This is a genomic window from Aromatoleum evansii, from assembly GCF_012910805.1.
In the GTDB taxonomy this organism is placed as follows: domain Bacteria; phylum Pseudomonadota; class Gammaproteobacteria; order Burkholderiales; family Rhodocyclaceae; genus Aromatoleum; species Aromatoleum evansii.
The window spans coordinates 1-26,763 of sequence record NZ_WTVK01000057.1 but is presented as its reverse complement, the minus strand read 5'-3'; the positions used below and the strand labels follow the sequence as shown (position 1 = coordinate 26,763).

Here is a 26,763-nt window from a genome sequence, read left to right as displayed (position 1 = left end):
GCGCTCATCCACGCTCGTATCCGAGTTCGTTGGCCCACGCAATGGCGCGCGCAATCGACGAGTTCAAGCTATCGGTCGATAAGCGCAACTTTGCCAAGGCGGCGGCGTCCACAACGCCCGCCTCGAGTTCGATCTTTTGGACCAGCGCCAGCAGGGCGCCCAGCAGCCCGGCTTGCTTGAGCAGTGCCGCCTCGACCTCGGCTCCGATTGGCAGGCCTGCGACGATTTCCTCGATCGGTTGACCGAGCAGCGCAGGTGTAAGCGACAGGATGCCGGTCATGAACGCATGCTCGCCAAGCACGCCCGCCTTGTGGTCGATCTCGAACGTCAGCAACTCCATCAGCCGACCGCGGCTTGCCGCCAGCTGAAGAAGAGGATTCTCGGCCGGTGGCGCCTCGCCGACAAACAGAAGCAGCTGCAACCAGCGCATGAGCTGCCGGCGGCCAAGCACCGTAATCGCATGACGCAGGGAGGTCACGCGCACCCCAAGCCCGCATGCCGCCGAGTTCGTGAGTCGCAGCAGATTCAGGCTCAGACCGGGTTGCAGTTTGAAGCTGTCCACGAGCCGATCACTGTCGGCATCCTGTTCGATCAATGTCATCAGGTTCATCAGTACCATCTGCGCGTGGTCGAGCTTGCGCCCCTTGATGACTTCGGGTTTCGCGAAAAAATATCCCTGGAACAGATCGAATCCGAGGTCCCGGCAGTACTCCATCTGCTCGTGCGAATCGACCTTTTCCGCGAGCGCCGTCTTGCCGAGCCTGCGGATCTGTCTCGCAAGGGCGGACAAGTTACGTCGCTCGATCCCGTGCAGATCCACCTTTACGATGTCGATGAACGGCAGCAACTCTTCGTAGGCCGGGCCTAGCTGAACGATATCGTCCAGCGCCAGGGTGTACCCCTTTTGGCGCAAATCGCGACAGCGCGCGACGACCTCGTGGTCCGGTTCGATCGTTTCGAGCAGTTCCAGAACCACTTGCCCTTTCGGAAGAATCTCGATCACATCGGAAAGCAGCAGGCGCCGATCCAGATTGATGAAGCCCCGATGGGGACCGAGCACGCGGCCGATCGCTAGCTCCGAGAAGGCGTTCGTGATCACGGTTGCCGTCGCCTGCAAATCGTTCGTCACCGCGGCATGGTTTCCGCCGCTGGTCCGGAAAAGCAGTTCGTATGCGTGGAGACGTTGCGCACGATCGAGTATGGGCTGGCGACCGACAAACAACTCGCTCGCCGTATGAGGCTGAGGCGCCGGATCCGCTGCCGAAAATGTACCCATGGTCGCCAAGTCGGTGGATGAATGGGGCTGCGACGGTTCGTCGTAGGCCAGTCGCATCTTACCGTAGCCGACGTACCGCTCTGTCGACCAGATCATGATGAATTTGGCATGAATAGGACATATTTCACGCTCGCGAGGACGGCCCTCCCGTGCCGCGATGACGGTCCTGGACCGCTACGGCACCGCGGTCGGTGCAAACTGCTCGCCATATCGTTCAATGATGATCAGCGTCTTGGTCAGCGTGTACCGACCACCCAAACAGATTTGAGGCCACCGGCAGCAAAGCCGAGAATCGGAAGACTGGAAGTGGTCGCTTGAGCGCCGACTCAAGGACGTTTGGATACGTTTGGGTGGTAATTGCTGCTAAGCATTGAAAATTGACCCCCTTTCGCGGGTTGTGCACGCTGAAGTGCGACCTTGGTGATTAACCTGCCTGCTCGCTGTTTGAGCAGGGTCCGGAAGCACGCTCTTCACCGCGCTCGCCAATGCAATAAAGGGAGACCAGACGTGAGTCGAGGCCATCTGCACGTGTAGGGCGGTCCGGCCGCGCACGATCCAACGGATCTGAGTGTACTTGCGACGGACGCGTGGCGCGTTCAGCCGCCCAGTTCGACGCGATCCCGGCCGTTCGCTTTGGCCCGGTAGAGCGCCTTGTCGGCGCTGGCCACCAGTTCAGCGATGGTCCGCCGGCTCGCCGCCTCCGAGTGGGCGACGCCGATGCTGACTGTCGCGGCAATCTCTCCCGCTGCGCAGCACACCGCCGCCCCCGCCACCGCCTGCCGGACGCGCCGCGCCACCGCGACGGCCGCGTCGCGGCCGATGTCCGGCAGCAACACCATGAACTCCTCTCCGCCGTAGCGCCCGAGCGAATCGTAGCTGCGCAGCGCGCCGCGGATGCGGCGGCAGCCCTCGACCAGCACCGCGTCGCCGCCCGGATGGCCATAGCGGTCATTGATCGACTTGAAGTGATCGAAATCGATCATCAGCATTGACAGGTCGCTCCTGGAACGCTCCGCACGCTGCATTTCGTTGGCGAGCGCCTCCATGATTGCGCCGCGGTTCCAGATGTTGAGCAGCGGATCGATACGGCTCGCAGCGGTCGCGGCGTCGAGCTCGTGCAGCATCTTGCGCTGCGTCTCGCTCAGCTCGCGGGCGAGAAACACGGCCTCGACCCACGCACCGAGGTCGTCGAGAACCACCCGGTCCGCCGTGGTAAAGTCGCGCGGCTTGCGGTCGATTACGCACAGGGTGCCGACCGCATGCCCTTCGGCATTGCGCAGCGGGCGCCCGGCGTAGAAACGGATCGAGGGCTCGCCCGTCACCAGCGGATTGTCGGCGAAGCGCCAGTCGGCCGCCGCATCGCTCACGACCAGCAGGTGGTCGCCGTTGATCGCGTGGCCGCAGAAGGAGATCTCGCGCGGCGTCTCGCGCACCGGCAGGCCGATGCAGGACTTGAACCACTGGCGCGCGCTGTCGATCAGCGACACGAGCACGATGGGCGTGTCGAAGACTCGCTGTGCCGTGCGCGTCACGCGGTCGAAGACCTCCTCGTCCGGGGTGGACAGCAATTGCATGCGGCGCAGCGAGGCGATGCGCTCGGGTTCGTCGAAGGGGATGGGGGCGGCCAGCATCGGTAGATCTCCCGGCAAATCCAGTCAGTTGATCGAGTAGCGAGTTCGGGGCAGGGGTTGCGTCACGCTCACGACGCGCACAGCGACATGCCGCCGGCGTCCGCGGCGAGGCGGTGCCCGGCATGCACGAGGCGGACGAAATCCGCCGCCGGCAGCGGCCGGCTGAACAGGAAACCCTGCAAGGCGTCGCACCGCAGGTGGCGCAGGTAGCGCAACTGCGCCTCGGTCTCGACGCCCTCGGCGATCACCTGCAGGTTCATGCTTCGCGCCATCGCGATGATCGCGGCGATGATCGATGCATCGTCCCGGTTGCTTGTCACATCGTGCACGAAGGAGCGGTCGATCTTCAGGTGATCGATCGGAAAGCGCTTCAGGTAGGCTAGGCTGGAATAGCCGGTGCCGAAATCGTCGAGCGACAGCGTCACCCCCATGTCCTTGAACTGGTGCAGCGTCGCCACCGCGCGCTCGGCATCGCCCATCACCATGCTCTCGGTGATCTCCAGGTTCAGCCGCCCCGCGTCCAGCCCGACCGCCTGCAGCTCGTCGCCGACGATGCGCGCCAGACCGCGGTCGGCGAACTGGCGCGCCGACAGGTTCACCGCCACGCTCAGTGGCGGCAGGCCCGCCGCCTCCCACGTGCTCGCCTCGCACACCGCCTGGTTCAGCACGTGCCGCCCGATCGCCTCGATGAGCCCCGATTCCTCCGCCACCGGAATGAACTCGGCCGGGCTGACGATCTCGCCCTCAGCCGTCCGCCAGCGCACCAGCGCCTCGGCGCCGACGATGCGGCCCGAGTCGAGTTCGACCTGCGGCTGGTAGTGCAGGATGAACTCGTCGCGCTCAATCGCGCGCCGCAGGCGCGCCTCCAGACTCAAGCGGCGGCTGGCGCACACCTGCATCTCCTGCGCGAAGAAGCAGACGCTGCCGCCACCCTGTTCCTTCGCGCGGTGCATCGCGATGTCCGCATTCTTCAGCAGTTCCTCGCCGGACTGGCCGTCGCGCGCAAACACGCTCACGCCGATGCTCGCGGAAGGGAAGATCTCCTGACCGGCCGCCGCCAGCGGTACCGACAGCGCGTCGCGCACTTTCTCCACGATGCTGGCCACGTCGTATTCTTGCGCGATGTCTACGAGCACCACGACAAACTCGTCGGCTCCCAGCCGCGCCACGGTATCCCCCTCACGGACGCAAGTCTTCAGTCGGTGCGCAATCTCCTGCAGCACCTGGTCTCCGACTCCGTGGCCCAGGCTGTCATTGACATGCTTGAAGCGGTCGAGATCGAGCAGCAGCGTTGCGGTCACGTGACCGTTACGCTCGGCATGGATGATCGCCTGCTGCAGACGGTCATTCAGCAGGTTGCGGTTGGCCACCCCGGTCAGCGCGTCGTGATTGGCCAGGTGCTCGAACTGTTCCTGGTAGCGCTTGCGCCGGCTGATGTCGTTGATGACGCTGACGAAATGAGTGGTCACTCCGCCATTCTTTACTGGCGCCACGGAAAGCTCGTTCCAGAACAGAGCACCGTCGCGGCGGTAGTTGCGCAGCACCAGTTGCGCCTCACGGCGCTCGCGCAGCGCCTGACGCAGCTCTGCGACCTCGCATTGGTCGGTGTCATGCCCGAGCAGGAAGCGTGCATTGCGTCCGAGCACCTCTTCCTCCGCATAGCCGGTGATGCGCCCGAAGGCCGGATTGGCATAGACAATGGGGTTGTCGGACTGGGAGACGTCACTGATGATGATGCCGTTGGCCGACGACTCGATCGCGCGCTCGAACAGGCGCAGCCTGTCTTCCGCGGCCCGCCGGGCGAGCGCCGCGCGCTGCATGGCGATGCCGTAGGCGACGTCGCCGGCGAGCTCGACGAGCAGGCGCAGCTCCTCCTCCTGGAAGGCGTCGCGCTCGCGCGAGACGAGGCGCAAGGCACCGAGGCAGGTCCCGTCGTACTTCAATGGCAAGGCCAGGGACGCGACGAAACCGCGCCGCATCGCCTCCTCGCGCCAGTGCGCGTAGGCGGGATCGCTGGCGATGTCGCGCACGACCACCGGTTCTCCACGGCGGATCGCGATGCCCGTCGCCCCGCGCCCGCGGTCCGAATCGCTCACGCAATCCAGATAGCCGTCGTCGCCTGCCCGTGCGGCAATCGTCACGGCACTGGCCGCCTCGTCTACCGGCAGGCCGATCCATGCCAGCGGATAGCCGCCGGTGTCGACCAGGTTGCCGCAGGACGCGAACAGCAGGTCCTGCTCGTCGCGGGCACGCACCAGGATCTGGTTACCGGCCGACAGCACCTGCAGCGTGCGGTTGAGTCGCTGCAATTCGGCATCGGCGCGCACCTTGTCGGAGATGTCCTGAATGAAGCAGCTCACCACCACGCCGCGCCCGGTGTCCAGCGTGCTCAGGCTGATATCGACGGGGAACTCGCTGCCGTCGCGCCGCAATGCACTGATCCGCAGGCCGCGCCCCATCGGCCGCGCCGAGCCGGCGATGGTGTATTCGGCCCGAACCTGGCGGTGCCGCGCGCGGTTGCGCTCGGGTACCAGCTCCTCGAGCAGGTGGCCGACGAGTTCCCCCGCGGGATAGCCGAACATCGTCTCCGCGCGCTCGTTGGCGAGGATGATGCGCCCCGCCTCGTCCGAGATCAGCACGCCGTCGGCCGCCGATTCAAGGATGCCGCGAAAGCGCGCCTCGCTCTCCGCCAGCGCCGCCACGGCGCGCAGGCGCTCGTGTTCGAGCGCGTGCTTGTGCAAGGCCAGTTCGATCGCACTGTGCAGCTCGCGCTCGTCGAAGGGCTTGAGCAGGAAGCCGTGCGGCGCGACGGCCTTGGCGCGCTCGAACGTCGCCGGGTCCGAATTGGCCGTCAGGAAGATCACCGGCACGTCGCCCGCGGCGTGCAGCCGCCGCGTGGTCTCGATGCCGTCCAGCTCGCCCTGCAGCGCGATGTCCATCAGCACCAGGTCAGGCCATTCTGCCGCGGCCGCGGCCAGCGCCGCAGCGCCGTTCATGGCTCGGCCCGACACTGCGTAGCCGAGCGCGGCTAGGCGCCGCTGCAGGTCGAGCGCAACGATGCCTTCGTCTTCCACAATGAGGATCTTCGGGGAGTTCATGCTTGTTGCTCCTTGCGCCCCGCATGGGGGAACGCGATACAGAATGCGCAGCCGGCCTTGCCCTCCAGCGTGACGCGGCCGCCGAGCTGGTCGGCGAGGGTGTTGACGAGCTGCAGGCCGAGCGAGGCGGTATTGCGGAAATCCAGGTCGCCGGGGAAACCGACCCCGTCGTCGGCCACCTCCAGCACCACCTCGCCGGTGGCCACCGCCGCGCCCACGCGCACCGTTCCTGGTGTCAGCGGGAAGGCGTGCTTGAGGGCGTTGGACACGAGCTCGTTGATGATCAGGCCGCAGGGAATGGCCTGCCCGATCTCGAGCGCGACGTTCGTGATCGCGACCTCGAGGCGCGCGCGGCGCCCCCAGGCGTCCTCGATGCAGCGCAGCAGCGTCCACGTGTAATCGGCGAGGTCGATCGCCGCGAGGTCGGCCGCGCGGTAGAGCTTTTCATGCACCAGCGCCATGCTGCGGACGCGCCCCTGGCTCTCGCGCAGCAGCGCGCGCACCGCGGGCTCGGCGACATGCGCCGTCTGCAGGCTGAGCAGGCTGGAGATCACCTGCAGGTTGTTCTTCACACGATGATGGATCTCGCGCAGCAGCGTCTCCTTCTCGTGCAGCGTGCGCTCCGTCTGCGCCTCGGCCGCGCGTGCCGCGGTCACCTCGCGGCTCACCGCCAGCATCGCACTCACCGCGCCGGCGCTGTCGCGCAGCGGCACCGCATAGGTTTCCATCACGCGGCGCGTGCCGCGACACGCGATCAGCGCGTATTCGAGGCTCCCGGGCTCGCCCGCGAACACGCGCGTGACCAGCGCCGCGAAGGGCGCGCGATCGGACTCGACGAGCAGGTGCTCGGCGCCATGCCCCAACACCTCATCGACGTGCTCGGCCTCGAGCATCGCGAGGCCCGCCTGGTTGATCGTCAGCAGCCGGCCGCGCAAATCGATCAGCTTGATGCAGTCGGGACTCACGTCGAACAGGCCCTGCAGCAGCCGCTGGTGATGCGCGGCATCCGCGGCGAACCGGTTCGCGGTGCTCTCGGCCTGCCGGCGCGCCCGCGACAAGCCGGTCAGCACCACGGCCAGCATCCAGCTCACGCCCGCGCCGAGCAGGGGCACCGCGACCAGGCTGGCATCGGTCGCCAGCGACTCGGGCTTTGCGCTCACCTCCAGCAGCCAAGACCGCCCGCCGAACTCCAGCGCATGCACCACATCGCGGGCATCCGTCCGCGACGCGCCCAGTGCAGGATGGCTGTCGTAGAGCAGCCACGGCGCCACCCGGCCGCCACTGACCGCGTCGCGCAGGCGCACGCGCACCTGATCCAGCAGCGGTGGCGGGAAGGCGTCGCGCATCAGCTCGTCGAAGTCGACGATCGCGGCGACCCAACCCTGCAGGGCGGCGCGGCGGTCGGCAACGTCGCGCAGCCGGCGCTCCGGCGTGTACACCGGAGCGAACAGCACGAAACCGCGGATCGGCTCGCCTTCGGCCAGGCCCAGGTCGCCCACGCCGGTCCCCACAACAGCGCCGCTCGTGGCCGCCTGCTCGGCCGCCAGGCGGCGCGCCGGGTCGGCGGCGAAGTTGGCGCCGAACTGCTCCAGGTTGGCGAGGAAGGGCTCGACGTAATCGACGACGTAATGCACGTCGTCCGCCGTGCGCGGTGGGCGGATCGCGAAGCGCGGGTAGCCCAGCGGGTCGAGGCTGCGGTCGGCGCGCACGGCGGCAACGAAGGTGGGCGCCGCAGCCGCCGGCACATGGCGGACAAAGGCATGGCCGCGCACGCCGGCATGGCGGTTGGCCAGATCGAGCTGAAACGCGTAGCGGCGAAAGTCGAAGCGGGTGACCTCGTCGGAGGCCATGAACAAGCCCTGCAGGCCGCGCAGCACTTCCATATCGCCCTGCAGCCGGCGCTCGAGCGCGTCGCGCGCTACATCGCCGGCGCGCGCCAGGCGCAACGCCTCTTCCGCGTGGTGGGCGCGCAGGTCGTGCACCCACACGACGGCGGTGAGCACCACCCCGACGGCAAGTCCGGCCCACCCCAGCGGGCTCCAGTCCGGCATCCGCATCACTGCCGTCCCCCGGCCGCGAAGAGACGCCCGATCACGCATGGCAGCTCACTGACGATGCTGCCCTTGGTCACGAACGCGTCCGCGCCGCAGGCGAGCACCGCTGCCCGGTAGTCGTCCGCCGCGTGCATCGACACCACGATCACCTTCGGCCGCACGGGGCGCCGCGCCAGCCGCATCGCCACCTCCATGCCGCTCGCGCCCGGCATCATCAGGTCGACCACCAGCAGGTCGGGCTTCAGGCTGTCGACCAGGCACAAGGCTTCGAGGCCGTCGCCGGCCTCGCCGACGATTTCGATCCCTGGCTGCAGAGCGATGAAGCCGTGCAGCACACGGCGAAACTCGGGGCTATCGTCGGCGAACAGGGTGCGGATCGGTAGATCCATGGCGGAAGGGCTCCGTGGCGAATTTACAGCTGCATCCTCCGCGAACGCCGTCCCGCCGCACATCGGTGAATCCCTGAGTCCCCCCGGGGAAATACCCTAGATCCCCGGGGCCCGCCCCGGTCGCGCCGCGCCGCGCCTAGGACGCTGTGGTAATCTTGAATCTGTTCGGGATGGTGCGCCTGCCACCATCCGCCTCCCCCTCGCTGCCGAGCCGCGATGACCGCCTTACTCGACTACCGGCGCAGTTTCCGCGCCCGCCTTGCGCTGCTGATGGGGGGCAGCGGCCTCGCGTTGGTGCTGCTCGCGTCCCTGGTCTTCGAACGGATCGGGCACGCGAATGCCGAGCAGGAAGTCGGCGCGGCGCTGGACGAACTCGCGCGCCAGGTCGCCGGACAGCTTGACCGCGGCCTGTTCGAGCGCCACCGCGAGGTGCGCGCGATCGCCGCGCTGCCGAGCATGCGCAGCGCGGACTTCTCCGCCGCCGACAAGCGCGCGGTACTGGAGAACTTGCAGCGCACCTACCCGCTGTATGCCTGGCTCGGACTCGCCAACGCCGACGGGCAGATCACGGCCGCCACCGGCAGGCTGCTCGAAGGCGAGTCGGTGCGCGGACGGCAATGGTTCACCTCAGGCCTGCAGGCCCCCTACCTCGGCGACGTGCACCCTGCCCAACTGCTCGCGCGCATGCTGCCCGCCAGCGCCGACGGCGAGCCGCCGCGCTTCGTCGACATCGCCGCGCCGGTGCTCGACACCACCGGCCGGCCGCTCGGCGTCGTCGGCGCACACCTGTACTGGGACTGGGCGCGTGAAATCGAAACTGCGCTGCTCGCCGGGCATCACCGCGCGCGCGGCATCGAAGTGCTGGTGCACGGCCGGGACGGCCAGCTGCTGCTCGGCCCGCAGTCGGCCCGCGACGCCGCCGAGCGCGATTACGTCGTCGGCTCGGCCACGACCACCGGCTACCGCGACGCCCCCGGGCTGGGTTGGACTGTCCTCGCGCGTCAGCCGGCGATGCTTGCCCTCGCCGCCTACGATGCCAGCCGCGCCCGGCTGCTCGCCGCCGGGCTGCTCACCGGACTGCTGCTCGCGGCGCTGGGCTGGGCCGCGGCCAGCCACACGGCGCGCCCGCTGCAGCGCATGGCAGCCGCCGCCGAGGCCGTGCGCAGCGGCCGTGCCGTGCGCTACGACGCGCGGCTCCCGCCGCGCGCCGACGAGCTCGCGCAGCTCGATCAGATCTTCACCGCCGTCGTGGACCACCTGCGCGACGAGCAACGGACGCTGCGTCAGGAGATCGACGAGCGACGGCGCCTGGAAGCGCAGCGCGACGAGCTCTTCGCCGATGTCGTCGCCGCCCGCCAAGAAGCGATTGCCTCCCACGAGCGCCTGAGCGAGGTCGTCGAGCGTATCAACGACGGCATCGTCGCGCTCGACCACGACTGGTGCTACACCTTCCTCAACCGGCGCGCCGCGCACATGCTCGGGCGCGACAAGCCGGAGGACCTGCTCGGCCGGCACATCTGGACCGAGTACCCGGAAGGCGTCGGCCAACCCTTCTATCACGCCTACCAGCGCGCCCTCGCCGAGCAGCAGCCGCAGACCCTCGAGCAGCACTACGCACCCTGGGACCTGTGGTTCGAGAACCGCATCTACCCGTCCGCCGACGGCCTGACGATCTTCTTCACCGACGTGACCGAGCGCAAGCTGGCCGAGGCGCAGCTGCGCGAGAGCGAGATGCGCTTCCGCGCCACCTTCGAGCAGGCCGCGACGGGTATCGCGCTGCTGTCGCTCAGTGGCCGCTGGCTGCAGGTCAACGAGCGCCTGTGCGCGATCCTCGGCTACCCGCACGACGAATTGCTCGCTGCGAGCTTCGAGGACGTCACCGATGCCGACGACCTCGCCGCCGACCTCGCGCAGTCGCAGCGCCTGCTGGCCGGCGAGATCACCGGCTACCAACTGGAGAACCGCTGCCTGCACAAGAGCGGCCGCATCGTGTGGGTCAACCTGTCGGTCGCGCTGGTGCGCAACCCGACGGGCAAACCCGCCTACTTCATCGCGGTGATCGAGGACATCGACGCCCGCAAGCGCGCCGAACAGGCCGCCGCGGAGAGCGAGGCGCGCTTTCGCGCGACCTTCGAACAGGCCGCGGTGGGCATCGCACTGGTCGCGCCCGACGGGCGCTGGCTGCAGGTCAACCAGCGCCTGTGTGGCATCGTCGGCTACACGCACGACGAACTGCTCGCCTGCAGTTTCCAGGACATCACCCACCCCGACGACCTCGCGGCCGATCTGGGCCTGGTGCAGCGCGTGCTGGCCGGCGAGCTCGCCACCTACCAGATGGAAAAGCGCTACCTGCACCGCAGCGGCCGCGTGGTGTGGATCAATCTGACCGTCTCGCTGGTACGCAGCGACGCCGGCGCGCCCGACTACTTCATCTCGGTGGTCGAGGACATCGACGCCCGCAAGCGCGCCGAACAGGCGGCTGCGGAAAGCGAGGCACGCTTCCACTTGCTGGTCGATGCGGTCGAGGACTACGCGATCTTCATGCTCGACGCGCACGGCCGCATCGCCAGCTGGAACCGCGGCGCCGAGCGCATCCTCGGCCATTCCGCCGACGAAGTGCTCGGCCGCGAACTGAGCCTGTTCTACCCGGACGCCGCAATCGCCGCCGGCGAACCCCGGCGTACGCTGGAAATGACCCGCGCGCATGGACGCTTCACCGCGGAGGAGTCGCTCCACCGGCGCAAGGACGGCACCGAATTCTGGGCCAACGTGGCGATCACCGCGATCCACGACGCCGATGGGCGCCTGCGCGGCTTCGCCAAAGTCGTCCGCGACGTCAGCGAGCGCCGCGCCACGCTGGCCGCCCTGCAGCAGGCCATGCAGCGCCTGCGCATGCTGTCGGCGAGCCTCATCGACGTGCAGGAGGCCGAACGCAAGCGCGTCGCGCGCGAGTTGCATGACGAAATCGGCCAGAGCCTGACGGCCGTCAAGATCGTGCTGCAGACCTCGGCCCTATCGCGCAGCTGCGGCGGTTGCCCCGAGCTCGCCGACGCGGTCGCGATCACCGACCGCGCGCTCGAACACGTGCGCACGCTGTCGCGCAACCTGCGCCCGCCGCAGCTCGACGACCTGGGGCTGGCGGCGGCGCTGCAGGCCCACGCGAACTGGGTGAGCCGCCACGGCGGTCCGCCGATCCACTTCGCGGCCGATCTGCTGCCCGGCGCGATCGACGACCAGGTTGCCACCGCCTGCTTCCGCATCGCCCAGGAAGCCATCACCAACGTCCAGCGCCACGCGCAGGCGAGTGCGGTGTGGCTCGAACTGCGCCGCATCGACGGCGGGCTGCTGCTCAGCGTGCGCGACGACGGCCGCGGCTTCGACCTCGCCGCGGCCACCGCCCGCGCCGCCGCCGGCGCGAGCCTCGGCGTGCTGAGCATGCAGGAACGCTGCGAGCTTGCCGGTGGCCGCCTCGAACTCCTGTCCGCCCCCGGTGCGGGCTGTACGGTGCGCGCCGGCTTCCCGGTGGCGTTCCATGCAAACCGCCCGGCACACACGACCGAAACGCCATGACTCAGCTACGCATACTGCTGGCCGACGACCATACCCTGGTGCGCGCCGGCCTCCGCGCCCTGCTCACGACCTTCCCCAGCGTCACCGTGGTGGGTGAAGCCACCAACGGGCGCGAGGCGCTGGAACGCGCGCGCGCGCTGCAGCCCGACGTCGTGCTGATGGACATCAGCATGAAGGACCTCAACGGCCTGGAAGCGACCGCCCTGCTGCGCAAGGAAGTTCCGAAAGCGCGCGTGATCGTGCTGTCAATGCACGTCAGCGAGGACTACGTGATGCAGGCGCTGCGCGCCGGCGCCGCGGGCTACCTGATCAAGGATGCGGCGCCGCTGGAGCTGGAGCTCGCGCTGCAGGCGGTGATGCGCGGCGAAACCTACCTGTCGCCGGCGATCTCGAAGCAGATCGTCGACGGTTACGTGCAGCGTCTCGACGCCGAGGAGTCGCCGCAGGTGCAGCTCACGCCGCGCCAGCGCGAGATCCTGCAGCTCATCGCCGAAGGCAAGAGCACCAAGGAGATCGCATTCCGCCTCGAAGTCAGCGTCAAGACCGTCGAGACCCACCGCGCTCAGCTGATGGAGCGGCTCGGTATCCGTGACGTCCCCGGCCTTACCCGCTACGCCATCCGCATTGGCTTGGTCAGCCCGTGAACGCCCATCTGCCACCTGCGGGCTTGTGCGCGTGCAGAAACGCCACAATTCGACTCCACGCATCGGTGACGTGGTGGATCAGGTCCACCAGCGTCTGCAGCGATTTCGTCTCGCGCACCGCCGCCGCGCCGCGCTCCGCGTCGGCCTGCGACTCCTCGATGCGGCGCTGGATGAAGGCCTCCCGGCGGGCGATCAGGTCGCGGTTCTCGGCGATTGTACGCGCCGATTCCTCGGCCATCGACTCCGATTCCGCGGTAGCCCGGACGACGAAACGGTTCCGCGGCGATACCACCTCGTCGATCGTCTGCAGTCGCGAGGTCAGCTCGCAGGCGGGCTGTTCGGACGGTTCGGTGATGCTGCGGAGGTGTTTGCCGAGCATACCGGTGTAACGCGGGACATCGCGCAGCTCCGGGACCGCGACCCGCTTGCAGGCCTGGTTGCTTCGGCAGCGGCGACGCTCGCCGTTGAGCAGCGACTTCATGCCGTAGCGGATGTCGTGGTGGAAGCGCGTGAAGAGGGCCCGTTGCAGTCCGATGAAACCCAGCATGACTACGAGCACACTTGCGGCGTCGAGCGCCCGGTTGAGAGTTCGGTCAGTTCGTAAAGCCCGTCGTGCAGGGCAAACATCGGCAGCCCGACCACCGCTGCGGCGGAGATCCGGATGATGAGCGAGCGGCGACGGTAGAGGCGGTACTGGTCACTGAAAGACGTGCTCGTCGCCGTTCCCTCACTTGATTACGAGTCTGATGGTGTCGAGCAATTCATCCGCGGTCGCGGGCTTGACGATCCAGCCCGAAGCTCCGGCCGCATTGGCCTCCGTCTTGTGGCTCTGATGCGATTCGGTCGTCAGGAACAGGATGGGTATGAGCTTGTATGCCGGCAGCTTGCGCGGCTCGCGGATCAACTCGATCTCGTTCATGCTCGGCATGTTGAGGTCGGTGATGAGCAGGTCGACCTTGAGTCCGGCATCGAATTCTTTCAGCGCTGGCCGGCTTTTCGACGGCATAGCCGCTCTTGGCGAGGATGCCGTAGATGCTGAGGAGAATGGTCGCGGAGTTCTCGACCAGGAAAAACTGTTCTGAACTTCTTGTGTTCCCCCTGAGCTTTCTTACCGCGTCAGTCGGAGCCACGGCGCGCCGGCGGGAAGTCCTGAGCGGAAACGTCGGCGGCTGTCGCAGCGCGGAACGCGGGCAGCTGGCAGGGCGAACACCTGACGAGGTGGTCTGCGGTCGCGCGAACATGGTCCGTCGGTGGGGGAGATGCAACCGGCCTGCCGTCCGACGCACCATCTCCGCCAGTCATGCGAAGGTGTTTCGAAAATGCATTTGTAGTGCGTCGGCATCATGTTCTTGCTGCTTGCGCATTGTCGAGCCGTATGCGCGCCGTGTGCGGCGAGTGCCGCCCGCAGTTTCGTCGGTCATGCGGCGAACTGCCGCGCCTCCCCGCGGGGGGGCTTGGCACGCAGCAGATCCTCGAACTCGCGGGCGGGGAGGGGGCGGCTGAAGTAGTCGCCCTGGATGTAGGCGCAGCCGAGGCGGCGGAAATAATCGAACTGCGCTTCGGTCTCGACGCCCTCGGCGACGACCTCGATATCGAGCGAGTGCGCGAGCAACACGACCGCTTCGGCGATGGCGCGGCTGCGCCGGTCTTGCGGGAGGTGCCGCACGAATTCCTGTGCCACCTTGAGGTGTTGGATGGGGAACTGGTTGAGGTAGGACAACGACGAGTAGCCGGTGCCGAAGTCGTCGAGGGACAGGTTCACGCCGAGCGCGCGCAGTTCGTGCATCAGCGCGATCGCGGATTCCACATCGCTGAGCAGGATGCTCTCGGTCAGTTCGAGGTCCAGCAGGCCCGGCGCCAGCCCCGTCCTCGCCAGGATGTCGCGCACCATGTGCACCAGCTTCTGCTGGCGGAACTGCCGTGCCGACAGGTTGACGGCGACGCGCAGCGGTGCGCCGGCCAGCGCCTGCCAGGCGACGGCCTGGCGGCATGCCGTTTCCATCACCCATTCGCCTATCGGCAGAATCAGACCGGACTCCTCGGCCACCGGAATGAATTCGGCAGGCGCCAGCAAGCCTACGCCATCGACATGCCAGCGCGGCTGCGCTTCCGTGCCGCGTATGACGCCATGTTCTAAGGCGAGCTGGGGCTGGAAATGCAACTCGAGCTCGCCGCGCTCCAGCGCATGGCGCAGGCGCACCTCCAGATCGAGACGGCGACGGGCGCTCTCGTTCATGTCGGCGGTGAAGTAGCGGAAGGTGCCGCGGCCTTCCTGCTTGGCGAGGTACATGGCAGCATCGGCGTTGCGGCACAGGGTCTCGACGTCGTGGCCGTCGACGGGAAACAGGCTGATGCCGACGCTGGTGCCGACATAGAGTTCGTGTCCTTCGATGTCGAACACCTGGCTCAGCACGTCGTTGATCTTGCGCGCGACATGGGACACGGCATCCAGATCCGGCACCGGCTCGAGGATGATCGCGAATTCGTCGCCGCCGAGGCGCGCGACGGTGTCGCTCAAGCGCATGCACTGGCGCAGGCGGTGTGTCACCGCCTCGAGCAGCCGGTCGCCGATGGCATGACCGAAGGTGTCGTTGACATTCTTGAAGCGGTCCAGGTCGAGAAACAGCAGTGCCAGCGTGGCGTTCTCGCGGTGCGCGTGTCCGAGTTTCTCGTCGAAGCGCTCCTGGAACAGCAGCCGGTTGGGCAGCCCCGTCAGCGTGTCGTGGTGCGCCAAGTGATCCAGCCGCTCCTGGTTCTGCAGCAGGCGGATTTCCGCGATGCGGCGATCGGTGATGTCCTTTTCCGACTCGACGATGCCGACGAAACCGCCTTCGGCGTCGAGCAGCGGTGCGGCCGTGATCTCCATGGCGTGCAGCCCGCCTTCGGGCGTGCCGCATTCGTGTTCGATGATGACGGGATGGCCGCTGATGCGCACTTCGGACAGGGGGCAGCGCCGCACGCCGCTGCGGTCGCACGGCCCGCCGCCGCAGCCGTGCACCTGATAGCAGCGCAGATCGGTCACGCCGGCCGGCGCGAGTCGTGCGCCGGCCTTGTTCAGCAGGCGGACCCGGTAGTCCGCGGCGATGACCATTACGGGTTCGGGCACGGCGTCGATGATGTCCTGCAGGAAGGCGCGTTCCCGCGTGCGTTCGGCGAGCAGGCGCTCGACGTGCCGATCGCGGTCCTCGATCTGGCCGAGCATCGCGTTGAAGTGATCGACCAGCGCGCCGATTTCGTCGTCGGTCTGGCGGTATACGCGCTGCCGGTAGTCGCGCTCCCTACCAGCCGCTTCGGCGGCACGGGCCAACGCGATGATGGGGTCGGAAATCAGGCGCTGCAGCCGGGTCGACAGATACAGCGCACCGAACAGGGTAAGGGCGAAGACGGCGGCCACGACGGCGAGGAAGGTGGTCAGCTCCTGCAGGTATTCGTCGGTGCCGAACTGTAGATAGAGCAGGCCCAGGGTCTCATGGTCGAGCCGGATGGCTCTTGCGATGTCGATGTGGTCGGCATCGAAGTGAAACACTTCCCCCTGATGGATCGACGGGTTGCCGATCTCCGACCCGGCGGGGATCTCGTCCCAGGCGTAGGTAGACGAGCGATACTCGACGAAGAGCTTGCCGTCGGGTGTGACGATCTGCGCGACCAGCAAGGAGGGCTTGGCCTGCAGCGCCGACAGCGTCACCCTTGCTGACTCGCGGTCGCCGAAGACCAGCGCGGCGGCGCTGTTCTGCGCGATCACCTCGGTCAGGCTTTCGAGTTCCTCGGCGGTTTCGGAGCGCAGCCAGATCAATTCGCGGCCGACTTCCGCGACGGAAAAGATGATCAGCACCGACGTCGCCGTGAGCATCATGATCGTGACCAGTTTGCGCCCCAGCGGCAGGCGCCGGAAAAAGTTCGCGAACATGGCTATTCCCCTCCCACGATGCGCGCCAGCCTGAGCAACTGCGAGCTGATCTTCAGGCCGTGCCGTTGCGCGGCGTTCAGGTTGATCTCGATCTGGACGCGGTTTTCGCGGCCGACCGTGAGGTTGATGATACCCCCCTGGGTCGCGAAGTCCTCGCTCTCGCCGACCAGCAGCACGGGCCAGCCGCGCAGCGTCGCGACGAGTTCGCGCAGGCGCACGGTTTCGGCGGCGGCGAGAAAGACGATGTGGCAGTCGCGCACCGCGCCATCGTGTTGCAGGCGCCGCACCTGTACCGTACGGCTGCGCGCGGCTTTGCCGTCGACGGCGGAGAGTGCGGCGCCGAACGGGTCGTGGCCGAGCACGCACAGGGCGAGCGGGGCGTCGGCGCTGGTGAAGGCCTGCGGCGGCCAGTCGACAAACTTGGCGAAATTGTACAGGAAGGCCGCCTTGACCTCGTGTTCCGTGGGGTCGGCGGACTGGGCGTGCGTCATCTGTGCCAGCGTGGTGAGCAGGGCGGCGAGCAGCGACAGATGAATCCGGGATCGCACGCCGGGCTCCCGTCAGAATCGCAGGTGCAGGGTGGCGTGCACGGAACGGGGGACTGCGGTGGCGAAACTGAAGAGTTCCGGTTGGAACTCGAGATGGCGATCATCCAGCAGGTTCTGGCCCACCAGTGCGACCTCGATGTCCGGCCGCAGCTTCCAGCCCAGGCGCGCATTGAGCATCGTGTAGCCGGATACGCCGACGTCGCGCAGGGCTCCGACATACTTGGCCCAGACATCGAACTCCGTATCGCCGCCAAGATCCATCGACGAACGCAGCGAGAACTGGGAGCGGGGGCTCGCGCCTTCGCCCTGCAGTAACACGCCGCTGTCACGGCTGTCCGCGGCGTGGCGCACGTCGAGGTGCAACCAGGTCCACGCGGCATGCAGCCGCCACCACGAGGCAGGGCGCCAGTCCGCCACAGCTTCGAGGCCGTGACTGGATGCCGAGGCCATGTTGGCGGTGCGGAAATCGACCACGACGGGGAGCGTCGAGTTGTCCACGCGGGCGCGTTCCAGCGTGCGCAGGTCGCGGTATTCATTATAGAAGGCGGCCAGGTCGAAGCTCAGGGTGGAATTCGCCCGCAGGCGCCAGCCGAACTCGTACGCGGTGAGCGTCTCGGCTTCGAAATCGCGGGTACCCCCGCCCGTGATGCGGGCCGCGACCGGAATGCCGGGTGGCACGGTCAGCGTCTCGGCGCGCGAGTTGATGAAGACCTCGCGGTCGGCGCGTGCCGGCGTGCGCGCTGCGCGCGCGACCGACGCCCACAGCGAATGCGTGTCGTTCGGCGTGTGCAGAAAGCGGATGTTGGGCTGCAGCTCGAACCCGCTGTAGCGGTGGTGCTCGAATTTCGATCCCAACGTGAGGCGCCAGCGTCCGGGCACGAGCGTGATCTCGTCCTGGAGGAAGGCCGAGATCAGGTGATCGCTGCGCTCGGCCGGATCGAAGGTGGCCAGCCGGACGCCCGTCTCGCTGCGATTGGCGCGGTAACTCAGCCCCCAGATGAGCTCGTGCGCGCCGCGCTGCCCGAGGCGATGCTGGAATTCGAGGTCGAGCGTGTGGCGCTTTTCCGCCATCGTCAGCGCCGAGTAATCGGCGTAGTCCCAGTAGGCCTGAGCGCCGTACTCGCCTCCGCGCGCATCGGCATGCGTCCAGCGCGCGAGCAGATGCGCGCCCTGGGTGTCCAGGTCATCGGCCACCGGCGCATTCTCCGCCCGAAAGAAGGGCGGCGTGGCCCCGGGATCGGAGAACCTCGGCACCCGCGCGGTATAGCCTTCGGTGCCCGTGAAGGCCTCGGCTTCCAGGGTGAGGTGGGCGCCGTGCTCGAAGCGGAAGCCGAGCCGCGCCATGCGCCAGTCATCGTCGGCCGCGTGCCCGTCCGCATCTCGTCCGGCGGCGCGTTCGAAGGCCTTCGCGTGGATACGCCACGCGCCATCCTCGCTCGCGGCTCCGTAGCGCGCCCCCGCGATGGCGCGGTCCTGGGTGCCGACGGTGGCCGAGAGCAGGCCGCCTTGCGTGTCGCGGGGGCGCTTGGTGATGATGTTGATGACGCCGTTGACGGCGTTTGCACCCCACAGCGTGGCGCCCGGACCGCGAATCACTTCGATGCGCTCGATGTCTTCGAGCAGCACGTCATGCGCGTCCCAGTACACGCCGGAGAACAGTTGCGTGTAGATGCTGCGCCCGTCGAGCAGTACGAGGAGCTTGTTCGCAAAACGGGCGTTCATCCCGCGCGCGCTGATCGCCCACTTGCTGGCGTCGATGCGTGCGACCTCGACCCCCGGCGCGAGACGCAGGGCCTCCGGCACGCAGGTGACGCCGGAACGCCGAATGTCGTCCTGGGTGATGACGAAGACGGCGGCCGGAGCGTCGGCCAGTCGCTGACTCTTCTTCGAAACCGAGGTCACCTGGACGTTCGCCAGCTCCTCGAGGCTGAGGTCGGTGAGCGCCTCGGCAAGCATGAGGGGCGCTGCACGCGCCGGGGCCGCCACAGCTGCGATGAAAATCAACGTACTCGCGCGCCGCGACCATCGGTGAAAAGGCATGGCGGACTCCTTGGCGGTTGCGCTCGTTGCTGCGTGCGTCACGCGCGCTCTGTCAGGGTCGGACAAGCATCGTTAATGCGAAAAGAGTATATGCCACACCGGATTCTTCCGCGAATTTTTGACGGTGCCTTTGCCCGTTTGACATACAAGACTGAGCGGTCTGCTGCCATGTGGTTTCGCATGAAACTTCAGACAGTCGGCGACCTGCATACCAATCGCAAAATTGATCGATTCGGAGATGAAGGCATGAACCGGGGGCCGGAACAGGCCGCCGCGGCGCACGCCGGCAGCCGCTTCGGCAATTCGAAGCAGGTTGAAAATTCAATGCTTGCGAGGATGTCGCCATGGAAATCAATCCGCACCTCCCCCTGGTCCCTTGGCGCGCGTTCTTGCATCACCGCTGCTAGCGGAGATCACTTCAGCGAGAACGCAGAAAGATCCACGCCTTCGCCGCCGCGGTGCGGCGTTCTCCTCCTGGAATTGGTCGCTACGACTCAGTGAGCGGCAGTGCGGCGTGTCCTGGCGCACCCGCATGGCTGTATACCCTTGGTACCGTCCAAGCGCAGGCAGTAGGTGTCGCCCGCGCTGAGAGGCGGCAGGGAGGTCGGGTCGCCAGGTTCGAAATTCTCGATACGCAGGGTCTTGAGTAAATGCAGCGCAGCGCTGAGACCGTGAAAGATCGTCGGTCGCCCCTGGCCGACGCACAGCCAGCGCTCGTCCATTGATATCGCATAGCAGTTGTCGCCGTATCCCGATATCGCATGAACCCGAATCCGGCACTTGTCGCGACGCCAGTGCGGGGCGACGGCGAGTTCAAGCCAGGTGGCAACGTTGCTGCTAATGACTGAAGTTCCCATTTCTTCCTCTCCCAATTTCTCTCTGGAGGCGCAGAGCGTTGCACGTACGCGGCGCGCCGAAGAGTAATCGCCGCTCCAGGCCCGCGGCCGTTGTTCCGCGAGAGCTTCCGCCTCTCAATAAGCCGGCAACGAAACACTTCCGTTCGGCACGTGCCCTTCAACTTCGCTCGGGACCGGGTTGTCGAACGGCAATGGCAGGGCGGCGACGAGCGCAACCTGTACGGTATTCGGTGCCGGGTTAACCGCCGCTCAGGAGCGTGCCGCAGCGCCCCCCGCCGTGTGCGGTATCACGACCTCCACGCGGGTTCCTTGCCCGGACGCGGACCGGAGGGTGAACTTGCCGCCCGCGCATTCGACGCGCTCGCTCATCGTGAGCAGACCGATGCCCGGCTTCTGCCCGACGGCCCCCAGCAACCCGGGATCGAAACCTTTTCCGTCGTCGGCGACCGCCAAGATCGTCCGGCGCTTGTTCTGCCCGAGGCAGACGTCGATCGCGGTTGCGTCGGCGTGCTTCACCGCGTTCGTGATCGCTTCCTGGGCCACGCGGAACAGGGTGATTTCAGTCTGTCGGGGCAAGCGCCGCCAGCCGGCAGGTGGTCCGCTGAAGCGCACCCGCAAGCTGCCCGGTGCGCTGATCTGGTCGGCATAGTTCTCGAGTGCCTCGAGCAGCCCCCCATACTCGAGCGCGGGGGGGCGCAGGTCCGTGCAGATCGTGCGCAGGCTGCGTGCGGTCTGATGCAGGAGAACGAGGCATGCTTCGATGCGCGCCTGCGCTTCCTCACCGATCGCCCCGCCCAGTGCGTCAGTCGCGAGCTTCAGGTTAAGCCCGATGGCAGCGAGATTCGGGCTCACCACATCGTGCAGCACGAGCGCGAGTTCGCGGCGCTCCTCTTCCTGCACCGACATCAGGGTGCGGCCGAGTTCGGCGATGCGGCAAGCCAGCCGCACACGTTCGTCCTCCGCGTGCGTGCGCCGATGCCGCGTCATCGCCGTTGGGGCACGATGCTCAGGTGCGATCATTTGCCACCCCGGATGGGTTGAGCCCGCTCCGCGGGACTGGCCGTACACGGCGGTCCTTTCCATGCAAGTCGCACGTATCCCCATTTCCCAGGGAGTCGGCGCCCTCGGCAAGCAGCATCGCCGGGGTATCCACAGCCCGCTCCAGGTATCGCGCCACCGGCATGCCCTTGGAATTTTTTGCGGATGCGAGCGCCTTGCATCCATTGCTCCCTTGGCGGAAGGAAGCTCCGGTCGTTGAGGACGGTCGCCGGACCGGCGAGGGACCATTGCCGTCGCCTTGATTGGGAAACGCGCCCGCCGTCGGTGCCAGGTCCCGCGGAGGAAGCCGCGCTCTTACACGCGACCGGCACACGGACAGTAACAGGTGATGCGTGCGATCGATCCGCGCCAGGCTTATCGAAAGCTCCAGCAGGAACGGCCGGCCGTCATGCGTCATCGCCTGGACCGTCCGCCATTGTTGCCGGGGGAAGCAGAACAGCGCATATGCGACGTTGTAGCCGGGAGTATCCCGCCTGAGCTTCAGCTCCGCCACCAGCGAGGCGACCGGGCGACCGACCAGATCCCCGACTTCGCCCCCGAACACTTGCGCGGCGTCCGTCGTGCAGAAACGAACGATTCCGTGAGTATCCAGGACCACGATTCCATGCCGTGCCCCCTCCGCGGCGGCGGCTGCGGCGAGGTGGTGCGGGGGTGAGAAACCTTCGCTCGAGATGGAATCATCAGCCAAGGGGCATGTCGCTGCGTACATTGCTCGTCTCCTTGCCTCGTTCTACGTATCCAGGCGACCAGACGCGGGCGCCTCGTTGTGTGCCTCGAGTACGAACCTGATGCGGTCGAACTCGCTGCTCTTGTCGAAGAAATGGTCGGCACCCGCACTCCGGCAGCGCTCACGCAGCGCCGGATGGGCGTAACTGGTCAGGATGATCGTCGTCGTGTCGGGAGCATCGCTGCGAATGCCCTTCAGCAGGTCTATGCCGTTGCCGCCCCGCAGGCGGATATCCAGCACGGCAACGTCGGGGCGCAGGCGGCGGATGGCCGTGAGCGCCTCGGGAGGGTTGTCGGCGACACCCACCACCACCACCCCGGGGATGTCGCGAAGCATCGCCACTAGACGCTCCTGGACGACAGGGGAATCTTCCACGACATAGACGTTCATCGGACTCTCTACCGCAGCAACATGAGCTGCAAGTATGACGGTCCGCGTCGCGGCAAGAAATCGGCGCCGGCTGAACTTTCGGATAGGACCGGCGGAAGGCGTGAGTAGGAATCGTCCTATGCCGGGCGGACGCCGAAGGGCGCCGAACCGCCCGTCCCGGCGGCGCGGATCAGCGTGGCGCTTTCTCGACGAGACCGTTCTCGACCGCGTAGCGGACGAGCTCGGCGGTACTGCTCATCCCCATCTTCTGCAGGATGTGGGCCTTATGCGTGCTGACCGTCTTCACGCTCAGGCTGAGCTCGTCGGCCACGACCGAAACCGATCCGCCGGCGACGATGCGGCGGAAGATCTGAAACTCGCGGTCGGTGAGCGTCTCGTGCGGGGGCCTCTCGCTGCCGGGCTGGAGCTCGCGCAGTAGCAGCCTGGTCATCTTTTCGCTCAGGTACACGCTGCCCTGGGCCACCTTGCGGATGACTGCCACGAGCAGGGTGCCGTCCGCCTCCTTGGTGAGATAACCGGATGCGCCGGCCCGCAGTGCGCGGGCGGCGTACTGTTCCTCCTGATGCATGCTGAACACCAGGATCGGCAAGCCGGGCCTCTCGCGCTTGAGCTGACGGATGAGATCGAGGCCGCTGCGTCCCGGCATCGAAATGTCGAGCACAAGGACATTCCAGTCATTTTCCTGCACCCTCGCCAGCAACTCGTCCCCGTTCGCTGCTTCGCCCGCGACGACGAGATCCGGCGTGTCCGCGAGGAGCTGCCTGAGGCCGTCGCGGACGATCGTGTGGTCGTCGGCCACCAGTACCCGGATCATTGGGGGAGCTCCGCCGGCTCACGCGACTGGCGCGGGATGCTGACAGTGATCTTCGTGCCTTCACCGGGCCGACTCGACACCTGGAAATCTCCTCCGCACATGAAGGCCCGTTCGCGAATCCCCACCATGCCGAACCCCCCCGCCTGCGCCGTGACGTCGGTCGGCATGCCCCTGCCATTGTCAACGATACTCAGAAGCACCCCGCCGTCCTTGAGTGCGAGCGAGATTTCGACCCGCGTAGCGCGCGCGTGGCGCGCGACATTGGTTAGCGATTCCTGGACGATACGAAATAGGGCCGTCCCCGTCCGGTCGTTCACGTCGAGATGCTCCACCTCGAGGACAAGATCCACCTCGATGCCGCTGTGCTCGGCGAAATCGTCGGCCAACCACTCGACCGCCGCGACGGGACCGAGATCGTCGAGCACCAGGGGGCGGAGACTGGTCGAGATGCGGCGCACCCATCTGACCGTCGAATCGACCAGCTTTTTCATACCTGCAACTTTTTCGCGGAGCGGCAGCTGGTCCTGCAGCCTGCCATCCAGCCAGGACAGATCCATCATCAGGCCGGTCAGTTTCTGACCCAACTCGTCATGCAGTTCGCGCGAGATACGGATCATTTCTTCTTCGCGCAAGGAGTGGAGGGTCGCCGCCATTTCACGCAGTTGGTGATGCGACTCGCACAGCGCGACCTCGGCGCGCTTACGTTCGGTGATGTCGTCCTTGACCGCAACGAAGTGCGTGATCATGCCGTACTCGTCGCGGACAGGCGAGATGATGGCCGATTCCCAGTAGCGTGTGCCGTCCTTACGACGGTTGTGAAACTCACCATGCCACACGCTGCCATTGGTGATCGTGCGCCACAGCTCCTCATATTTGTCGGGTGGCGTTTCGCCTGATTTGAGCAGACTGGGTCGTTTGCCGAGTGCCTCGCCGACCGTGTAACCGGTGGTTTCGACGAACCGTGGGTTGACGTATTCGATGACACCCCGCGGATCGGTGATGACAACGGTGCTGGCGGTCTGATCGATCACGCGGGAGAACTTCCGCAGCGCCTCCTCCGCCTGTTTGCGCCCGGTAATGTCGCGCACGAATGCCGTGAGGAGACCGTCGCCTTCACCCTCGAATCGCGAGATCGACACCTCTGCAATGAACTCCTCCCCCCCGGACCGGCTGCCGACAACTTCGAGCGTGCGGTCTGCCGCCCCCGCGTCTGCGGCCAGTGCGGCGGCTAGGCGGCGCTCCGTCGCTTGCGGGCGCTCCGCAAGGAAGCATGCGAGGGGCGCGCCAAGCGCGTCCTGCGCCGTGCAGCGGAACATTTTCTGCGCCGCGCGGTTGAAGACGACGATGCGCTGCTCCTTGTCCACGGTCAGGATCGCGTCACGCGCGGAGTCGATGATGCCGTGCAGACGCGCCTCGCTGCGCTGCAGCGCGGCGCCGAGTTCATCGCCGCGGACCGATTGGCGCGCCAAGAGCAGCGTGATGGCGACGAGGACAACGATCATCGCCGCTGCGCCCCACATCATCTGCGCCGTAGTCGTGCGCCAGCCGCCAAGTGCCGTGTCCGTCGCTGCAGTCACCGCAACGACGAGGGGGTAGCCATGCACGGCGGCGTAGGCCATGAACTGGTCGCTGGTCCGGACGAGGCGGGGGGTAGCATCCGATTCTGCGGCCTCTCCCAAAGCCGAGAGCAGCGCGGCGTTCAAGTATACGTCGCCGGGTTCCGCGACACCGCCTAGCGTGCGTGCGACAAGCGTGCCGTCGCGCAGGAAGAGCGAGATCGTGCGCCCGGGGCCGAGATCGAGGGTCCGGTAGAGCTCCGCGAAATAGTTCGGATCAATCGCCGCGGTGATCACGCCCTCGAAGCCGCCGGCCCCGCTGCGCAAGAGGCGACTGAGGGGGAGCAGTCCACTCCCGTCGATGCGGCTGCGCAGCGTTGTCCCGACATGCGGTACGTCGTCCGGGGTATTCCGAAGGAACAGGAAGTGATCCCGGTCGCCCACAAAGGTCGGGGTAATCGGGTATGCGCGCGATGTGGCCTTTATCAGACCTCCGGCGTCGATCAGGGATAGGGCGCGCACCTGCGGCACGCCTGCGATTCTGGCGTGCAGCAAAGTGTGGAGCGCGCGCTCGTCGGTCAAATAGCCGCTGGGGCGATCACGTGCCAAGCGCTCGCGCGCCCCCAACAGGATGAGGTCGGCGCTCCCGAGCGCATGCGCCGTCTGCTCGGCGAGGGCGTGGCTGAGGGCGACGATTTCCCGCTCCGTCGCGGCGACCTCGATTTCGTAGTGGTTCCAGACGATTAGCGCGGCAGCGGCGAGAATGGCCGCGCATGCGAGGCCCCCAAGGACGATCAGTGCGTGAACGGGTCTCGACTGCCGAAGGCGTCGCCACGCCCGATAACACGGGCGGCGCCCGACGTTCTCGACGGGTGAAGGCAATGGTCGGCTGCAGCTTCGCAAGTTCGGGGAGGCACGGAGAGTGATGACCGGCCGCGAGGATACGGTCGATACTTCTGCGAAACCTTGACGAAAGTCATTCCGAGGTAAGCGGCTGGGTCACCGACCGCAGAAGGCGAACAGGGCAGGAAGTGTTCAGCGGTCCGTGTCGGAAGACTGCCAGCGATGCGGCAACAATTCGCAAATTCGGCGGGTCGGCGTTACCGGCGCCCCGCGGCGTAAGCGGGCTGCTGCTTGGCGCCAACGATGCGGATCATCGAACCCGTGCGCTCGTCAAAGATGCCGACGTCGAGTGCGCCGGATTTTGGGTGGAACCGAACTGGCGGGTTGCCCACGTAGAACCGAAACGCGATGGAAGCTACTCCCAGATCGTCGCCGTTCCGGACAACCACTACGGAATGCAACTGCGGGCCCGGCGGCTATTCCGTAGAGCCCACCAATCCGATCTGTTCACCGGCTGTCACACGCTGTCCCGGATACACCTGCACGCCCCCGTGGGCGAGGTGTGCGTACATGAAGGTGATCACCCTGACCGGCCCGGACGGGCATCTCCGCAGAGGCAGTTCATGCTGCCCCTGCGGCTGTTCGAGCTTCGCGTTCGGATTTCTCAAACCGCGGTTGATAGGCCGCGTAGAGTAGGGCGCACGTCTCCAGGAAGCGACGCGCGGCCTTGCTGACCGACCAGCTCGTCAATGTGCAGGCTTCGACGGCAGCCTTCACCCGCTTGCCCTCCTTGAGCACGAGTCGCGCCGCGGATTGGACAGGCCCCTCACGCGCGAAGGGATTCCACCGCAACTTGCCTCGATGGTCGGTTGTTCAACCAACGTGACCGTCTGACGCAGGTGGTCATATGATCGCCCTCGCGTCTATCGATCGGCGCAATTTCGCCGAATTGCGACAGGCAATAATCAGCGTCGGACAGCGCCCCCTCTGCGGGCTCGGGCGAGGAGGGGCTCGAAATCCTCGCCCGGCATCCGGTGCACGTCCTGCTGTCCGACGAGCGCATGCCGGGCATGAACGGCAGCGAGTTCTTCATGCGCGTGAAGAACCTGCATCCCGGGACGGTGCGCATGGTGCTTTCTGGATATGCCAATGTCGACACGATCACGCGCGCGATCAACAACGGAGCGGTGAGCAAGTTCCTGCTCAAGCCGTGGGACGACGAGGAACTGCGCAGCACGATCCGCAACGCGTTTGCACGCGTACACGCCGACGGAGCGCGAATATGATAAATAAGGAGATACGGATATGGCTCGCGCGCGAAGCGTGCATCGAGGGCATAGCTCATGGCGGACGGGGGCTC

18 protein-coding genes and 1 pseudogene are annotated in these 26,763 nt (G+C 66.7%); 3 read left to right on the top strand and 16 right to left on the bottom strand.

Annotated features, from left to right (window positions below):
• Positions 1 to 4: 4 nt before the first annotated feature.
• The 5 genes from GO615_RS22275 to GO615_RS22255 form a co-directional block, all read right to left on the bottom strand.
• Positions 5 to 1,372, bottom strand: coding sequence for an EAL and HDOD domain-containing protein (locus GO615_RS22275; protein WP_246262413.1), 1,368 nt, complete (start codon positions 1,370 to 1,372; stop codon positions 5 to 7).
• Positions 1,373 to 1,872: 500 nt separating this feature from the next.
• Positions 1,873 to 2,907: a sensor domain-containing diguanylate cyclase gene (locus tag GO615_RS22270; protein WP_169132076.1), complete on the bottom strand. Its 1,035-nt coding sequence runs from the start codon at positions 2,905 to 2,907 to the stop codon at positions 1,873 to 1,875.
• Positions 2,908 to 2,975: 68 nt separating this feature from the next.
• The gene (locus GO615_RS22265) at positions 2,976 to 6,005 is read right to left on the bottom strand and encodes an EAL domain-containing protein (protein WP_169132075.1); all 3,030 of its coding nucleotides are present in this window, start codon (positions 6,003 to 6,005) and stop codon (positions 2,976 to 2,978) included.
• On the bottom strand, positions 6,002 to 8,056 hold the full coding sequence (locus tag GO615_RS22260; RefSeq protein WP_169132074.1) for a CHASE domain-containing protein: 2,055 nt from the start codon (positions 8,054 to 8,056) through the stop codon (positions 6,002 to 6,004). The genes GO615_RS22265 and GO615_RS22260 overlap by 4 nt, the downstream gene beginning before the upstream one ends.
• Positions 8,057 to 8,061: 5 nt before the next feature.
• Positions 8,062 to 8,448: a response regulator gene (locus tag GO615_RS22255; RefSeq protein ID WP_169132073.1), complete on the bottom strand. Its 387-nt coding sequence runs from the start codon at positions 8,446 to 8,448 to the stop codon at positions 8,062 to 8,064.
• Positions 8,449 to 8,664: 216 nt separating this feature from the next.
• Here GO615_RS22255 and GO615_RS22250 point away from each other — a divergent pair, with 216 nt between their 5' ends.
• Together GO615_RS22250 and GO615_RS22245 are read left to right on the top strand one after the other, a co-directional pair.
• The gene (locus GO615_RS22250) at positions 8,665 to 12,018 is read left to right on the top strand and encodes a PAS domain S-box protein (RefSeq protein ID WP_169132072.1); all 3,354 of its coding nucleotides are present in this window, start codon (positions 8,665 to 8,667) and stop codon (positions 12,016 to 12,018) included.
• Positions 12,015 to 12,662, top strand: a complete 648-nt coding sequence (locus GO615_RS22245; protein WP_169132071.1) for a response regulator — start codon at positions 12,015 to 12,017, stop codon at positions 12,660 to 12,662. The genes GO615_RS22250 and GO615_RS22245 overlap by 4 nt, the downstream gene beginning before the upstream one ends.
• Here GO615_RS22245 and GO615_RS22240 read toward each other — a convergent pair.
• The 11 genes from GO615_RS22240 to GO615_RS22190 all read right to left on the bottom strand — a co-directional run bounded on the left by GO615_RS22240 (position 12,652) and on the right by GO615_RS22190 (position 25,442).
• Positions 12,652 to 13,209, bottom strand: a complete 558-nt coding sequence (locus tag GO615_RS22240; RefSeq protein WP_169132070.1) for a hypothetical protein — start codon at positions 13,207 to 13,209, stop codon at positions 12,652 to 12,654. The genes GO615_RS22245 and GO615_RS22240 overlap by 11 nt on opposite strands.
• Before the next feature lie 180 nt (positions 13,210 to 13,389).
• A complete protein-coding gene (locus tag GO615_RS29000) occupies positions 13,390 to 13,668 on the bottom strand; it encodes a response regulator (RefSeq protein ID WP_246262412.1) in 279 nt (92 codons plus the stop codon).
• Between the two features lie 411 nt (positions 13,669 to 14,079).
• Positions 14,080 to 16,569, bottom strand: coding sequence for a bifunctional diguanylate cyclase/phosphodiesterase (locus tag GO615_RS22230; protein ID WP_169132069.1), 2,490 nt, complete (start codon positions 16,567 to 16,569; stop codon positions 14,080 to 14,082).
• 2 nt (positions 16,570 to 16,571) lie between these two features.
• Positions 16,572 to 17,117: a TOL_0243 family YfiR-like periplasmic protein gene (locus tag GO615_RS22225; protein ID WP_169132068.1), complete on the bottom strand. Its 546-nt coding sequence runs from the start codon at positions 17,115 to 17,117 to the stop codon at positions 16,572 to 16,574.
• 12 nt (positions 17,118 to 17,129) lie between these two features.
• A complete protein-coding gene (locus tag GO615_RS22220) occupies positions 17,130 to 19,157 on the bottom strand; it encodes a TOL_0244 family TonB-dependent receptor (protein ID WP_169132067.1) in 2,028 nt (675 codons plus the stop codon).
• 494 nt (positions 19,158 to 19,651) lie between these two features.
• Positions 19,652 to 20,014 carry a hypothetical protein gene (locus GO615_RS22215; RefSeq protein WP_169132066.1) on the bottom strand — a complete coding sequence of 121 codons (363 nt, stop codon included), beginning with the start codon at positions 20,012 to 20,014 and terminating at the stop codon, positions 19,652 to 19,654.
• A 249-nt stretch (positions 20,015 to 20,263) separates the two neighbouring features.
• Positions 20,264 to 21,034 (bottom strand): sensor histidine kinase, encoded by a 771-nt coding sequence (locus tag GO615_RS22210; RefSeq protein ID WP_169132065.1) that lies wholly within the window; start codon positions 21,032 to 21,034, stop codon positions 20,264 to 20,266.
• Complete coding sequence (locus tag GO615_RS22205; protein WP_169132064.1) at positions 21,021 to 21,782, bottom strand: nitrogen regulation protein NR(II); 762 nt, start codon at positions 21,780 to 21,782, stop codon at positions 21,021 to 21,023. The genes GO615_RS22210 and GO615_RS22205 overlap by 14 nt, the downstream gene beginning before the upstream one ends.
• Positions 21,783 to 21,803: 21 nt before the next feature.
• A complete protein-coding gene (locus tag GO615_RS22200) occupies positions 21,804 to 22,190 on the bottom strand; it encodes a response regulator (protein ID WP_169132063.1) in 387 nt (128 codons plus the stop codon).
• Positions 22,191 to 22,359: 169 nt separating this feature from the next.
• Positions 22,360 to 23,004 (bottom strand): response regulator transcription factor, encoded by a 645-nt coding sequence (locus GO615_RS22195; protein ID WP_169132062.1) that lies wholly within the window; start codon positions 23,002 to 23,004, stop codon positions 22,360 to 22,362.
• Positions 23,001 to 25,442 carry a PAS domain S-box protein gene (locus GO615_RS22190; RefSeq protein WP_169132061.1) on the bottom strand — a complete coding sequence of 814 codons (2,442 nt, stop codon included), beginning with the start codon at positions 25,440 to 25,442 and terminating at the stop codon, positions 23,001 to 23,003. Before GO615_RS22190 ends, GO615_RS22195 begins: the two co-directional genes overlap by 4 nt.
• Positions 25,443 to 26,401: 959 nt before the next feature.
• Between GO615_RS22190 and GO615_RS22185 the strand changes: the two are divergent.
• A pseudogene (locus GO615_RS22185) lies at positions 26,402 to 26,689 on the top strand (response regulator); the annotation flags it as partial.
• Between the last annotated feature and the right edge of the window lie 74 nt (positions 26,690 to 26,763).